Origin of the sequence: uncultured Maribacter sp. (assembly GCF_947500985.1) — a bacterium.
Lineage (GTDB): Bacteria > Bacteroidota > Bacteroidia > Flavobacteriales > Flavobacteriaceae > Maribacter.
The window spans coordinates 450,777-465,570 of sequence record NZ_CANMTX010000003.1; the positions used below are offsets into that span (position 1 = coordinate 450,777).

Sequence of the window (14,794 nt, forward strand, 5' to 3'; positions counted from 1 at the left end):
AATTACATGCGCTCAGGCACTTCAACACCCAATAATTTTAATGCATCTTGTATTACCTCTGCTACTTTCTTAGATAACTGAACACGTAATACTTTCTTCTCATCGTCAGACTCGCCAAGTATCGAAACTTGCTGATAGAACGAATTAAATTCCTTCACCAAATCATACGTATAATTGGCAATCAATGCCGGACTATAATTCTCCGCAGCTAATTGAATGATATCTGGGAAGATTTGAAGTTGTTTAATCAGCTCCTTTTCTTTCGGGTGCAATTCTGTAACCTTGGCATCCTTAGAAATATCGATACCCATGCTTTCTGCCTTTCTCAAGATAGACTGAATACGTGCGTAAGTATATTGAATAAACGGACCTGTGTTACCTTGAAAATCTACCGACTCTTCAGGGTCAAATAAGATTCGTTTTTTAGGATCTACTTTTAATATGTAGTATTTTAAAGCACCTAAGCCAATCATCTTATACAACGATTGCTTTTCTTCCTCATTATAATCTTCAAGCTTACCTAATTCTTCAGAAATTGTAGCGGCAGTTTGGGTCATATCCGCCATAAGATCATCAGCATCAACAACAGTACCTTCTCTACTCTTCATTTTTCCACTAGGTAAATCAACCATACCATAACTTAGGTGGTGTAATTTGTTAGACCAAGAGAATCCGAGTTTTTGTAGTATTAAGAATAATACTTTAAAGTGATAATCTTGTTCGTTACCAACAGTGTACACCATACCATTTACATCTGGGTGGTCTTTTACACGTTGTATAGCAGTACCAATATCTTGGGTCATATAAACCGCAGTACCATCTGAACGAAGAACAATTTTCTCATCTAATCCGTCTTCGGTTAAATCGATCCAAACACTACCATCTTCTTTTTTAAAGAAAACTCCTTTTTTTAATCCCTCTGCAACAACATCTTTACCTAAAAGGTAGGTATCACTTTCATAGTATAGGTTATCAAAATCAACACCTAAATTTTTATAAGTCACTTCGAAACCTTTGTAAACCCATCCGTTCATGGTTTTCCAAAGTTCAACGGTATCGGCATCACCAGCTTCCCATTTTAAAAGCATATCTTTTGCTTCTAATAAAATCGGCGCTTCTTTTTCTGCAATTTTCTGATCGGTACCTTCAGCTACTAATGTTGCTATTTGTTCTTTATACGCTTTATCAAAAGCAACGTAATAATTACCAACTAACTTATCGCCTTTTAAACCTGTAGATTCTGGCGTTTCTCCGTTTCCGAATTTCTGCCAAGCCACCATACTCTTGCAAATATGGATTCCGCGGTCATTAATAATCTGGGTCTTGTACACTTTTTTACCTGATGCCTTTAAAATTTCAGCAACGGAATATCCTAATAAGTTATTACGAATATGACCTAAGTGCAATGGCTTATTGGTATTAGGAGAAGAATATTCTACCATTACGGCATCATCAGACTCCTTTACAAATCCGAAATTCTCCACTGAAGAAATTGAATTGAAAAAATCTAAATAGAAACCATCATTGATAACAATATTTAAAAAGCCTTTAATCACATTAAAGCCTGCAACGGCGTCTACATGTTCTTCTAAATAAGCCCCAATTTGCTCACCAATTTGAACCGGATTACCCTTTACCACGCGCAACATCGGGAAAACCACAATCGTGATATCGCCTTCAAAATCTTTACGGGTAGGTTGAAATTCTACATTTGGCAATTCTTTGTCAAAAATAGATTTAACCGCTTCTTTTACTTTATCTGATAGTACCTCTTGAATATTCACCAAAACGTTTAATTAAGGCTGCAAAACTAATCATTTTTTAGGCTTTTAAGGTAAACAGATGCTGTATTCATTTGGCATTTCGCTAACTTTAATAAAAACAACGTAATTGAATTCGTATGCTTGTAAATGTATCTTACAACAATAAAGAGGCCACTAGAAAAATAGATGATGCGGTCGGTAAGCCATTTACCTTAAAACAACGATGGGCAATGGGCGGTATTGGCTCTCCAAAATTGATTATTACAGAAACAAGTGTTGAGATAAGAAATCTGCTAATTCTAGATAATAATAGAGATACCTGTAATATAGAAATGAGACCTGATGGAATCATAGTTGGGTTTAGGTCATTATTAGAATCTTATGCTTTGGTGATACCATACTACAAACTCTCTATGTATAAAGGTGAAGCGACTGTATATTCAATTTACCGCGACCATCATTTTATTAAAGTGGAGTCTGACACCAAAGCAGTACAGAAATTCTTTAAAAAAATATTAGGCTACAAAGCCGATAACGCACCTACCTCTATAGAAGATTTATGAAAATACTACTTACAGGAGCCAATGGTTATATAGGTATGCGTATTCTACCGCAGCTTTTAGAAATGGGACATGAGATAGTTTGCGCTGTACGTGATGAAACCAGACTTTCTGTAGATAAAGAGACTAGGCAACAAATAGATGTCATTGAAATTGACTTTCTAGAAGAACCTAAAGAAAATGTAGTGCCCAAAGATATTGATGCCGCTTATTTTCTAATTCACTCCATGAGTTCGTCAACACAAGATTTTGATGAAATGGAGGCTAAAACTGCTGAAAACTTCAACAAATATGTTGCAAACACACAAATTCAACAGGTAATTTATTTGAGCGGTATTGTGAATGACAACAACCTTTCTAAACATCTACAATCTAGAAAAAATGTAGAAGACATTTTATATCAAGGTGACTTCAACTTAACCGTTTTGAGAGCAGGTATCATTGTAGGATCAGGAAGTTCTTCTTTTGAAATTATTCGCGATTTGTGTGAAAAATTACCGGTGATGATTACCCCTAAATGGGTATTGACAAAAACTCAACCCATTGCCATACGTGATGTCATTGCATTTCTAACAGGAGTTCTGGGAAATGAAAAAACATATAACGACTCCTTCGACATTGCAGGACCAAATGTAATGACCTATAAAGAAATGCTGCATAAATATGCCGAAGTCAGGGGATTCAAAAACTGGATTTGGACCGTACCTGTGATGACTCCAAAACTGTCTTCTTACTGGTTATATTTTGTAACCTCAACCTCATATAAGCTAGCGTTGAATCTAGTGGACAGTATGAAGATCGAAGTAGTGGCAGAAGACACGCGATTACAAGATATTCTTGGCATTACTCCCCACACCTACAAAGAAGCCATTGATTTAGCCTTTAAAAAAATTGAACAGAATTTAGTCATTAGTAGCTGGAAGGATAGTATGATCAGCGGGCGATTTGTAGATAATCTTGAAAAACACATTCAGGTACCAAAATATGGAGTACTGAAGGATCATAAACAACTGAAAATTTCGAACCCAGAGGAAGTATTGGAACGTATTTGGAGCATTGGCGGTGAAACCGGATGGTATTATGGAAATTGGCTTTGGAAAATACGCGGATTTATGGACAAACTTTCTGGAGGTGTTGGTTTAAGACGTGGTAGAACGCATGCCCATAAAATATTTGCTGGTGATTCTTTAGATTTTTGGCGAGTGCTCTTAGCAGATAAAAAAGCAAAACGACTACTGCTATTTGCCGAAATGAAATTACCGGGCGAAGCTTGGTTAGAGTTTAAAATAGATGAGAACAATGTGCTACATCAAACCGCGACTTTTAGACCACGTGGATTAAGAGGTAGATTATACTGGTACAGCATAGTACCGTTCCACTACTTCATTTTTGGCGGAATGATCAAGAATATTGCTAATCAAAAAAATGCTAAGTAACACTAAGTACTTATATTAAACCTTCTTCGAAAGTTTTAAAGGCAACTCTGTTAATCTTTCTCCCGTTAATCTTCTAACAGCATTAGCAATAGCAGCACCAATTGGTCCTAAAGGTGGCTCACCTACTGCACCTGGTGTATCTTTACCTTGCAGTAAAACCACATCAATTTCTTTAGGTGCATTCTTCATCAAAGCCATTTGATAAGGTCCGTAAATTGTTGGAGTTAATTCTCCATCCTCCACAAACATTTGCTCGTAAAGCACAGCACTCATCCCCATAATTACACAACCTTCACATTGCGCACGAATCTGATCAGGATTAACCGCTAAACCTGGATCCATGGCAACGGTTACCTTATGCACTATAATTTCATTATCTAAAATAGAAACTTCAGCTACTTGCGCACATGGCGTATTTGCATCTATTGAGGCAGCAAAGCCCATAGCACGACTATCTTTTACCTCTTCGTTATAATTAGCTTTTTCAGCAGCGGCTTTAATTACATTTTTTAAACGATTATCAATAGGTTCATCTGCTATTTGATGCAATCTAAAATCGACCGCATTCTTATTCGCTTTTAGCGCCATTTCGTCCATAAAACTTTCCATGGCGAATGTATTAGCCAACAACCCTAGACTACGCCACCAACTGGTAGCAAAAGGCAACTCAACATGCCAGCACTCCGCTTTAAAATTAGGTATAGCAGTATATTGAATGAATCCACCACGAATGGCACCAACATCGGCACCTAAAAAGTTAGTAAGTGCATTGGGTATCAATGCAGAATCTGTAGCAACATCACCACTCACGAATTGATGTTCTAGTCCGTCTAGATAACCTTCCGCATTTAATTTTCCTTTTATAACATGATGTGTTGGCGGTCGAAACATATCATGCTGAAACTCTTCTTTTCTACTAAAAAAGTATTTAACAGGTTTACCGACAGCTTTAGACATAATAGCAGCCTGCACAGCATGTGGTGTATGTAATCTTCTGCCAAAACCACCACCCAAATAAGTAGGTACTACATTAACCTTTTCCGCATCTAAATCTAATCGTTTTGCAACCTCTTTTCTTGTAAGACCAACAACTTGAGTTGATATTTTTATAGTAGCACTATCGCCATCAACAAATGCAACAACCCCATTTGGTTCAATTTGAGCATGCGCCCCAATCGGACTTCTGAATTCTAAAGTGACTATTTCATCTTGATCATCAAAAGAATCTCCGTTCTTTTGAATCACAGAAGAATTTCCGTTTCCCACGGTCATCATTTTGACAATTGCGTCGGTATTTAAATTATCATAGCTATCCCATGTAACGATAATGGCATCTTTTGCTTTCTCCGCTTCTAGCATAGAGTTTGCCACTACACCTACAAAATCATCTTCAACAACAATCTTAACTACACCAGGCATATGCTCTGCTGCTTTAGTATCTGCACTGACGAAAATTGAACCTATTTTCGTAGGTCTAACCACGGCACCATAAAGCATATCTGGCATTTCCGCATCCATACCGAATATCGGATCTCCGTATACTTTCGCATCCAAATCAACCCTAGCAATTGGTTGACCTATGTATTTATAATCTTTAGCTTCTTTCAATACAGGAACATCTGGCACTTCCCAATTCTCAACTCCCTCTGCCGCTTGAGCATAAGTCAATGTTTTTCCGTTGCCGGATATAACGCCATCTACAACAGAAAGCTGATTGACATCTACATTCATCTTAATAGCAGCTTCTTTTAAAAGCATTACCCGAAGCATGGCAGAAAGTTCTCTAAGCGGTTTCCACAGTCCAGATATAGAAGTACTACCACCAGTGGCAAAACTATCTACATTTCCAGTTGATGAAGCTGCATGTACTACTTGAATTTGATTCATGGATACAGACAATTCTTCGGCAGCCATTTGGGCAATACCGGTAAATGTGCCCTGCCCCATTTCCATTTTCGGAGAATGTAATAGGATGTTATTATCAGAAGTTACCTCAAACCAAATCATTGGTTGGTCAATATTATCTAGATAAGGCGCTTCAAGTGAATTTACCACGCCTAAAATTTGACGTCGAATAGGACTTCTAAATAAGTAGGCACCAATAGCTACCACACCTATGGTTCCTAATCCGCCTTTGACCAAAAATTTTCTTCTAGACACTTTCTTTGAATCTTTTTCTTTATCAGCCATCAATTATAACTCTTTAGATTCACTAATTACCTTCTCTGCTTGCAACTCCGCCGCCTTATGAATGGCTTTTCGCATTCGGTAGTAGGTACCACAACGACATACATTTATAATGTTCTTATCAATATCTTCATCTGTTGGTTTAGGTACCTTATTTAATAAAGCAGCCGTCGCCATCATAAATCCTGGTTGACAATAACCACATTGCGGTACAATCTCTTCGACCCAAGCCTGTTGAACAGGGTGCGGATTTTCTCTATCTCCCAACCCTTCTATCGTAGTCACTTTTTTTCCTTCTGCAAACTTTACGGGGTATGAACAAGACCTGACCGCTTCACCATCTACATGCAAAGTACAGGCACCACAAGCCGCTTTTCCACAACCGAACTTTGTACCCTTTAAATCTAAAGTATCTCTAACGACCCAAAGTAAAGGTGTGTTTTCATCTGCTATATCTACGGTTTTTAAAACACCGTTTACAGTCAAGGAAATTTCCATAAAATTTTATTATTTAGAAGGTATTACTGCTCCGTCAGCAAACCAGTTTTCAACAGCTTTCTTAAATTCTTCTTTTGAAACTGGTGGTATCGTTCTTGGCTCACCATCTGCATCAACGCCAGGTTCCCATGCCCAAAGCACCAAATCATCTTCGGTCATATGTTTAATAAGCTCTTGATGACTTCGATTACCATTCGTATTCTTATCAAGTAAGCGTTCTGCAATTTGCGCGCGAGTAAGTCCTTCCCAAGCCATAGAAGCTGGTGCTAATGCCCAATGCGGAGCACCAGGCACACCAGAATTTAGATTATTCTCAGATTGATGACAAGTGTTACAGCTAGTCGCTTCAAAACCATGGTCATCTTCACCCCTTGCCATTCCAAAATAATGAGGATGGCTTTCATCGCCCTGTTTTGGTATGTGATCACTAGGATGACAATTCATACAACGTTGATGGGTAAGTACATCCATCATCTTATTATAAGAATCGTCAGATTTTGTCTCATTCACTACCTCATTTTCTACATGTGAATAACCAGATATTTTCGGAGTATTTGCAAATACAAGTATAGCACCAACAACAAAAAGTGACACAAAAGTGTAAAATGGTTTCAGCTTCATAATTAAAATCTGATTTCTATGAAGATAACGAAAGGCTTTGACTTTTTTTAACCCATTAAAACAAATAATTAAATAGGCAAACCAAAGGATTTATTTCTTAGGAAGAAAAACCTCTGCCATCATACAACGCGCACTACCACCACCACATGTTTCAATAGTATGTAATGAGCTATGTAGAATAGCGCAATGATTTTCTATTTGAGCTATCTGCTCTGATCGCAAGCTATTATATGCCGCAGAGCTCATAACCATATATTTTTTGTCATCACCACCTAAAACCTGAAGCATATTACCAGCAAAATGATGCATTTGCTGTTCGGAAATATTAATTATTTCTTTTCCATCTTTTTTGAGATGGTCCAACACATTTTTTCTTTCCTTTTTATCATCAATAGAATCTGTACAAATGACAACAAAATTTTCTGCCAAAGCCATCATTACATTTGTATGATAAATAGGTAATCGCTTACCATCTACTGACTGATTTGCTGTAAAAATAACTGGGAAGAAATCAAAATCTTCACAAAATTCAATAAACAAATCTTCATCTGCACGTTCAGATAATGCGCAATATGCCTTTTTGTTTACTCTATCTATTAATATGCTACCTGTACCCTCAAGAAATAATTCTTCTTCTTCAGCAGAAGTATAATCAACGACATCATTGATTTTAAAACCGTTCTGTTCTAATATTTCAAAAATATCTTCTCTACGTTCATTTCTTCTATTCTCAGCAAACATTGGGTAAACACCGACTGTACCATTTGCATGAAAAGAGATCCAGTTATTAGGAAAAATACTATCTGGAGTGTCTGGCTCTTTAGTGTCCTGAACAACGATAATATTAACTCCCTTATCCTTTAATACGGATACAAAGGCATCAAACTCTTTTTGAGCTTTCTTATTTATCTCTTGATTCTTCATATCAATATCTTCCATAAAATAGTTATTGACAGCGGTCTGCTCGTTCATTCTAAACGACACCGGACGAATCATGAGTATGGTATTTGTTATTTGCATAGGGGATAATAATTAAATTTTCTTTTTTAATAAATCTTTAAAATTAAGCTCTTATTAAAGGCAGAGTACTACAACGTAACAACCCTTCTTGTTTTGAAATTTCGGCATACGCAATTTCTTCTACAGTAAAACCTTGTTGACGTAACCAATTATTAAGACGTGTGAAATTACGTTCAGATACAACAACATCTGGTGAAATAGAAAATACGTTACTATACATATGGTACATTTCATTCGCATCTATTTCAAAAATATTTTCTTTCCCAAAAAAGTCTACCAACCACTGATATTCCTCTTCTACAAGAAATCCATTTTTGTGTAAAATTGCTTTCCCTTTTCCTAATGGTTGAAAACAGCAATCTAAATGCAATGCATTCTCTTGCGCTATAGTATTAGACTTTCTTAATTCAAAAGACTTAATAGTTTTGTTCGGAAATTGTTTCGTTAAATATGCAACAGCAGCTTCATTTGTTCTCGCAGTTATATATGTAGAATAATCTGGTGCTGTATAGGTACCTACAAAAATATAATCGTTCCAAGGCATAACATCACCACCTTCAACATGAACGTCTTCTGGAGGAGTTAAAATATTATCATCATCAATTTTATCTAAAACATGTAAAATTGCTTCTACTTCTTGTTCTCTATCAGGTAGTATATTTGCTTTGATAAGTTTGTCTTCAATAACAAAAGCAATATCTCTAGTAAATATTTGATTACAGTTTTCAAGAACTTCGGGCCTAAAGACCTTAACATCATATTTCTCGAACACTTTTCTAAAACCTTCCATCTCAGCAACCATATCTGATTCAACAGGGTATGTACCAGCTTTAATATGCTCTGCCGATTTTGGATCATAAGCTTCCTCAATAGTAGGCGTAGGCCCAGAACTTTTAGCTATCCCTAATACAACCGCTTTTAACAGAGAAACCTCATCTTTGATATGTAACTGTAACATAAGTTTTATTTTAAATATGATTTAAAAAAATGGCATAAAAAAAGCCCCTTTAAAAATTAAAAGAGCTTTTTGTTTTTTTGATAACGGTAGCAATCTACCTTTTGTCTAGTTCGACAAAAGATCTTAAATTTTCACCAGTATATACTTGTCTTGGTCTACCAATTGGTTCACCATTCAATCTCATTTCTCTCCATTGAGCAATCCACCCTGGTAATCTACCTAAAGCGAACATTACTGTAAACATTTCTGTTGGTATGCCTAAAGCTCTATAGATAATACCTGAATAGAAATCTACGTTAGGGTATAATTTTCTATCAACAAAGTACGGATCTTCAAGTGCTTCTTTCTCTAAACCTTTTGCAATTTCAAGAATTGGATCATCTATTCCTAAATCTGCCAATACTTCATCAGCAGCTACTTTAATAATCTTAGCTCGTGGATCGAAGTTCTTATATACTCTATGACCGAAGCCCATTAATCTAAATGGATCAGACTTATCTTTAGCCTTAGCCATGTATTTTTTGGTATCGCCACCATCTGCTTCAATAGCTTCAAGCATTTCTAATACTGCTTGGTTTGCACCACCATGAAGTGGCCCCCAAAGCGCAGAAATACCTGCAGATAAAGATGCAAATAAACCAGCATGAGATGACCCTACGATACGTACCGTACTGGTAGAACAGTTTTGCTCATGATCAGCATGTAATATCAATAATTTATCTAAAGCATCAATAACTACCTTATTCTTTTTATAATCTTGATTAGGACGCTTAAACATCATTTTATGAATGTTCTCAACATACCCTAAGCTATCATCACCATAATCTAATGGAAGACCTTTCTTTTTACGCAATGTCCAAGCTACAAGAACTGGAAATTTAGCAAGAATACGTACAATTGCATGATACATATCTTCATCAGAACTTACATCAACTGTTGACGGGTTAAATGCAATCAATGCACTTGTCAAAGAAGATAAAACTCCCATTGGATGTGCAGATTTTGGAAAACCATCCAAAATCTTTTTCATCTCTTCATCTACATGAGATTCATCTTTAATGTCTTTATGAAATTTTGCTAGTTCTTCTGTATTTGGCAATTCACCAAATATCAAAGCATAAGCTACTTCTAAGAAATCAGCTTTCTCAGCTAACTCTTCAATTGAGTATCCTCTGTAACGTAAAATTCCTTTTTCACCATCTAAAAAAGTAATAGCACTTTCACAAGATCCTGTATTTTTAAAACCTGGATCAATAGTTATAATTCCATTGGTAGCCGAACGCAAAGTTTTAATATCGATTGCAAGTTCGTTTTCGGTTCCCTTAATTACAGGAAACTCATATTTTTCACCATTATATTCTAAAATAGCTTTGTCTGACATTTTTATTTTTACGTTTTATATACTTCTCGTAAAGTTAACAAAACAAGACTGGTTTACCAATTTCCAAAATCTGTTTTGGGTAAAATTAACAATAAGTACTATGAATAGCTTTCATTACAACAAGTATAGTGACTCGTAATATGCATCTAAAGATTTTTCCCAAGTAAAACGAGCCTTTTTTGCATTCGCTTTTATCTTTTTCCAAGCAGGTTTATCGTTCTCCCATAAGGTCAATGCCTCATCAAAACTCTTCACCATATTACTAATTTGTTCATCGTAGGTATCACCACCAAAAACAAATCCCGTCTTCAAGTGATGGACAGTATCTTTTAGTCCGCCAGTGTGATGCACCAAACATGGGTTACCATTTCTCATAGCCAACATTTGACTAATACCACATGGTTCAAATAAACTCGGCATAAAGTACAAATCTGTTTCTAGGTACATGGAATCAATCAGATCTTCTGATTGACCGTTGGTGAAAACAAAATTTTTATGCTGATAGCTCATATAACGAAAGAACTCTTCATAATCTGGATCACCAGTACCTAACAAAATAAATATACCATCAATTTCATTTAACCTAGCCAACATTTTCTCAAATGCTTCTGGCGATCGTTTTAGAAAATAGAACTTTTGTTCCGTTAATCTTGCCACACTAGACACTATGAATTTTGGTTTATTACCAACAAACTGCATGATTTTTTCTCCTGTATGGGCAAGAAAATCTGCTTTATACTTTTTCGAATTTTCTTGGAGCCATCTAAAAATAGCTTTTACAGTGTTTCTATATAACAATCCTTTTTCTGCCTCTCGTATATTACCATAGTTGCTGGCATTTAAAATACCGAAAAGCCTACCTTCATTATCTGCCTTTATTAAATCTTCTTCTAAACTTTCACCTCCAATAAACTCAGGTCTTCTACTTGGCAAAAGAACATCTTCTTTGTAAGATGGAGAAACTGTATGAACTGCATCTGCAAAACGAATACCGACTGCCATTAAATTTATACAATCTTGGTAACGCGGATCCATCAAAGCTTTATGATCTAATTGAATCTCGGGAAACCAATGATTGACCGATGCATAATTATTGTAAAAAGGACGAATACCCTGTATAGCAAGATTATGAATAGTATACACATATCTCATCTTTTTCAAATCTTGATATTGAGGATGATATGTTTTAATAAACAAGAGCGCTGCAGAATGCCAGTCATGCATATGAACGATATCTAAATCACCAAAGGCTCCAATTTTAATTGCTTCTGCTGTAGCAGTGCAAAAAATAATAAACTTTATAAAATCATTAAAAAAAGGTTCGGTAGGATCATCATGATAAATATGAGCTATACCACCTTCTGATATCTCAGGATGGTGAATAACATAATGGGTGATATTTTTATCGACTCTCTTAGGAATCACCTCATACAATTCTGCCGTGTATGGCATACCCCTAAGACTAAATTCAAGTTTAGTTTTAAAGATCCCATTTTTATGTAGTCTAGAATATGAAGGTACGACTACGTGAACTTTATCTTCTCGTTTCGATATCTCTCTAGGCACGTCTCTAACTACGTCACCCATTCCACCAGCTTTACAATCAGGAATGGCATCATTCTCTGCGGAAACAAAAAGAAAATTATTCATACGCTAACAAAGAGGGGTTATTATTGGTTTATTCTCAAAAGGTAGTTAAAGTTTTGAAGTACGCCAAAAAAAAAAGCCTTTCTCGAAAGAAAGGCTTGATTATATATTTAACATAAGAATTAACCCAACTTAAAGGCTTTTTCTTGTGGATAGTAAGCTGTACTTCCTAATTCTTCTTCGATACGAAGTAATTGGTTGTATTTAGCCATACGATCAGATCTTGATGCTGAACCAGTTTTAATTTGACCAGTATTTAATGCTACAGCCAAATCAGCAATAGTATTATCTTCTGTTTCACCAGAACGGTGAGACATTACTGAAGTATACCCAGCATTTTTAGCCATATTAACAGCAGCAATTGTTTCTGTCAATGTACCAATTTGATTTACTTTGATCAAAATTGAATTTGCAATTCCTCTTTCAATACCAGTAGAAAGACGCTCAACGTTTGTAACAAATAAATCATCACCAACTAATTGAACTTTATCTCCGATTTTATCAGTCAAAGATTTCCAACCGTCCCAATCGTTTTCATCCATACCATCTTCAATAGAGATTATTGGGTATTTAGCACTTAAATCAGCTAAGTATTGAGCCTGCTCTTCAGAAGTTCTTATAACACCAGATTCTCCTTCAAATTTAGTGTAATCATATTTTCCGTCAACAAAAAATTCTGCCGCAGCACAATCTAAAGCGATCATTACATCATCACCTAAAGTATAACCTGCATTTTTTACTGCTTTTGCAATAGTATCTAAAGCATCTTCAGTACCACCAGCAAGGTTTGGCGCAAAACCACCTTCATCACCTACTGCAGTACTAAGACCACGGTCATGTAATACCTTTTTAAGGTTATGAAAAATCTCAGTACCCATTTGCATTGCATGACTAAAGTTTTTGGCTTTAACAGGCATTACCATGAACTCTTGAAAAGCGATAGGCGCATCTGAATGCGAACCACCGTTAATAATGTTCATCATTGGTAAAGGAAGGGTATTAGCGCTAACACCACCAATATATCTAAAAAGAGAAAGACCTAATTCATTTGCCGCAGCCTTCGCAGCAGCTAATGAAACACCTAAAATAGCGTTAGCCCCTAACTTAGATTTATTTGGTGTACCATCTAAATCGATCATCGTTTGATCTAAAAGATTCTGATCAAAAACACTCATTCCTAATATCTCTTCTGCAATAATACTGTTAACGTTATCAACAGCTTTAGTTACGCCTTTACCCATGAAAGCTTTACCTCCATCACGTAATTCAACAGCCTCATGCTCACCAGTAGAAGCTCCAGAAGGAACAGCTGCTCTTCCCATTACTCCATTTTCGGTAACTACATCTACTTCAACTGTTGGATTCCCTCTAGAATCTAATATTTGTCTTGCGTGAACATTTAATATAATACTCATTTATAATCTTTTTATTAGTTGTTTGTTTAAAAAAGTAAAGATACAAAAGCATGTTTTCAACTTGCTCGTTCAACCTCTACATTTGCCAATTAATTAATGTTTATTTAAACTATTTCGTTATGTTTTGAACAATTCTCAATTAATTTAAAAAAATCATCAAAAAGGTAATCTGCATCATGGGGACCCGGGCTTGCTTCTGGGTGGTATTGAACAGAAAAAACATTTTTATCTTTCATTCGAATACCGGCAACTGTCTTATCATTAAGATGAGTATGCGTAATCTCTAAATTTACATTAGCCTCAGTTTCTTCTCTATTAATAGCAAAGCCATGATTTTGTGAAGTGATCTCACCTTTACCTGTAATAAGGTTTAATATTGGATGGTTAATACCTCTATGACCATTATGCATCTTGTAAGTAGAAACTCCATTTGCTAATGCCAATACTTGATGCCCTAAACAAATACCAAATAAAGGTTTATCTGTTTGTATCATTTTCTTCACTGCTGCAATAGCATCCACTAAAGGTTCAGGATCACCAGGTCCATTAGAAATAAAGAAAGCATCAGGATTCCAAGAAGACATTTCTTCGAAACTACTGTTGTAAGGAAAAACCTTTACATATGCCCCACGCTTAACTAGATTACGTAATATATTTTTCTTAATACCTATATCAAGTGCTGCTATTTTAAAGTTTGCGTTTTCATCACCGACGAAATATGGTTCTTTCGTAGAAACTTTTGAAGCAAGTTCTAACCCTTTCATACTTGGAACTTTACTCAATCGGTTTTTTAACTCCTCAATATTTTCAACATCTGTAGAAATAACAGCATTCATTGCACCGTTATCTCTTATATAACTAACCAAAGCACGCGTATCTACATCAGAAATAGCAAACAACTCATTCTTATCTAAAAAACCTTGTAGACTATCGTCTGCTAAAGGTCTTGAATACTCATAGCTGAAATTTCTACAAACCAAACCAGAAATCTTAATAGATTCAGATTCTATTTCATCTTCATTTACTCCGTAATTACCAATATGAGCATTGGTTGTTACCATTATTTGTCCAAAATAAGATGGATCTGTAAATATCTCTTGGTACCCTGTCATTCCAGTATTGAAACATACTTCACCAAAAGCAGTACCTTCTTTGTCTCCAACAGATTTTCCAAAAAAGATAGTACCATCTGCAAGTAATATTATAGCTTTTCTCTTTGCCTGATATTTCATTTTAGTCTTATAATTTATTCGTTCACAAAAAAACATAAAAAAAGGATAAGCTAGAAAGCTTATCCTTTTTCATTAT

At 35.7% G+C, this 14,794-nt stretch carries 12 protein-coding genes; 2 read left to right on the plus strand and 10 right to left on the minus strand.

The window, feature by feature from the left end:
• Positions 1-2: 2 nt before the first annotated feature.
• On the minus strand, positions 3-1,784 hold the full coding sequence (gene argS, locus Q0871_RS08430; protein ID WP_299321012.1) for an arginine--tRNA ligase: 1,782 nt from the start codon (positions 1,782-1,784) through the stop codon (positions 3-5).
• Positions 1,785-1,900: 116 nt separating this feature from the next.
• On the opposite strand from argS, the gene Q0871_RS08435 reads away from it, so the two are divergent.
• Positions 1,901-2,326 (plus strand): hypothetical protein, encoded by a 426-nt coding sequence (locus Q0871_RS08435; RefSeq protein WP_299321015.1) that lies wholly within the window; start codon positions 1,901-1,903, stop codon positions 2,324-2,326.
• Positions 2,323-3,759, plus strand: coding sequence for an SDR family oxidoreductase (locus Q0871_RS08440; protein WP_299321018.1), 1,437 nt, complete (start codon positions 2,323-2,325; stop codon positions 3,757-3,759). Before Q0871_RS08435 ends, Q0871_RS08440 begins: the two co-directional genes overlap by 4 nt.
• Before the next feature lie 15 nt (positions 3,760-3,774).
• Here Q0871_RS08440 and Q0871_RS08445 read toward each other — a convergent pair whose 3' ends face one another.
• From Q0871_RS08445 to carA, 9 genes are all read right to left on the minus strand, one after another.
• Complete coding sequence (locus Q0871_RS08445) at positions 3,775-5,949, minus strand: molybdopterin cofactor-binding domain-containing protein (protein WP_299321021.1); 2,175 nt, start codon at positions 5,947-5,949, stop codon at positions 3,775-3,777.
• A 3-nt stretch (positions 5,950-5,952) separates the two neighbouring features.
• Positions 5,953-6,444: a (2Fe-2S)-binding protein gene (locus tag Q0871_RS08450; RefSeq protein WP_299321024.1), complete on the minus strand. Its 492-nt coding sequence runs from the start codon at positions 6,442-6,444 to the stop codon at positions 5,953-5,955.
• Positions 6,445-6,453: 9 nt separating this feature from the next.
• Complete coding sequence (locus tag Q0871_RS08455) at positions 6,454-7,065, minus strand: hypothetical protein (RefSeq protein WP_299321027.1); 612 nt, start codon at positions 7,063-7,065, stop codon at positions 6,454-6,456.
• Positions 7,066-7,155: 90 nt separating this feature from the next.
• Positions 7,156-8,085, minus strand: a complete 930-nt coding sequence (ctlX, locus tag Q0871_RS08460; RefSeq protein ID WP_299321030.1) for a citrulline utilization hydrolase CtlX — start codon at positions 8,083-8,085, stop codon at positions 7,156-7,158.
• A 43-nt stretch (positions 8,086-8,128) separates the two neighbouring features.
• Positions 8,129-9,043, minus strand: coding sequence for a dimethylarginine dimethylaminohydrolase family protein (locus Q0871_RS08465; protein ID WP_299321033.1), 915 nt, complete (start codon positions 9,041-9,043; stop codon positions 8,129-8,131).
• Between the two features lie 94 nt (positions 9,044-9,137).
• Positions 9,138-10,424 carry a citrate synthase gene (locus Q0871_RS08470; RefSeq protein ID WP_299321036.1) on the minus strand — a complete coding sequence of 429 codons (1,287 nt, stop codon included), beginning with the start codon at positions 10,422-10,424 and terminating at the stop codon, positions 9,138-9,140.
• 114 nt (positions 10,425-10,538) lie between these two features.
• Positions 10,539-12,074 carry a glycogen synthase gene (locus tag Q0871_RS08475; RefSeq protein WP_299321039.1) on the minus strand — a complete coding sequence of 512 codons (1,536 nt, stop codon included), beginning with the start codon at positions 12,072-12,074 and terminating at the stop codon, positions 10,539-10,541.
• A gap of 119 nt (positions 12,075-12,193) precedes the next feature.
• Complete coding sequence (gene eno / locus Q0871_RS08480) at positions 12,194-13,486, minus strand: phosphopyruvate hydratase (protein ID WP_299321042.1); 1,293 nt, start codon at positions 13,484-13,486, stop codon at positions 12,194-12,196.
• Between the two features lie 104 nt (positions 13,487-13,590).
• Complete coding sequence (gene carA / locus Q0871_RS08485) at positions 13,591-14,718, minus strand: glutamine-hydrolyzing carbamoyl-phosphate synthase small subunit (RefSeq protein ID WP_299321044.1); 1,128 nt, start codon at positions 14,716-14,718, stop codon at positions 13,591-13,593.
• Positions 14,719-14,794 lie beyond the last annotated feature (76 nt).

What these genes read in the sequence shown, in the direction of transcription:
- Q0871_RS08435 (WP_299321015.1), top strand. Translation starts at nt 1,901, where the DNA reads ATGCTTGTAAATGTATCTTACAACAATAAAGAGGCCACTAGAAAAATA.
- Q0871_RS08440 (WP_299321018.1), top strand. Translation starts at nt 2,323, where the DNA reads ATGAAAATACTACTTACAGGAGCCAATGGTTATATAGGTATGCGTATT.
- Q0871_RS08445 (WP_299321021.1), bottom strand. Translation starts at nt 5,949, where the DNA reads ATGGCTGATAAAGAAAAAGATTCAAAGAAAGTGTCTAGAAGAAAATTT.
- Q0871_RS08450 (WP_299321024.1), bottom strand. Translation starts at nt 6,444, where the DNA reads ATGGAAATTTCCTTGACTGTAAACGGTGTTTTAAAAACCGTAGATATA.
- Q0871_RS08455 (WP_299321027.1), bottom strand. Translation starts at nt 7,065, where the DNA reads ATGAAGCTGAAACCATTTTACACTTTTGTGTCACTTTTTGTTGTTGGT.
- ctlX (WP_299321030.1), bottom strand. Translation starts at nt 8,085, where the DNA reads ATGCAAATAACAAATACCATACTCATGATTCGTCCGGTGTCGTTTAGA.
- Q0871_RS08465 (WP_299321033.1), bottom strand. Translation starts at nt 9,043, where the DNA reads ATGTTACAGTTACATATCAAAGATGAGGTTTCTCTGTTAAAAGCGGTT.
- Q0871_RS08470 (WP_299321036.1), bottom strand. Translation starts at nt 10,424, where the DNA reads ATGTCAGACAAAGCTATTTTAGAATATAATGGTGAAAAATATGAGTTT.
- Q0871_RS08475 (WP_299321039.1), bottom strand. Translation starts at nt 12,074, where the DNA reads ATGAATAATTTTCTTTTTGTTTCCGCAGAGAATGATGCCATTCCTGAT.
- eno (WP_299321042.1), bottom strand. Translation starts at nt 13,486, where the DNA reads ATGAGTATTATATTAAATGTTCACGCAAGACAAATATTAGATTCTAGA.
- carA (WP_299321044.1), bottom strand. Translation starts at nt 14,718, where the DNA reads ATGAAATATCAGGCAAAGAGAAAAGCTATAATATTACTTGCAGATGGT.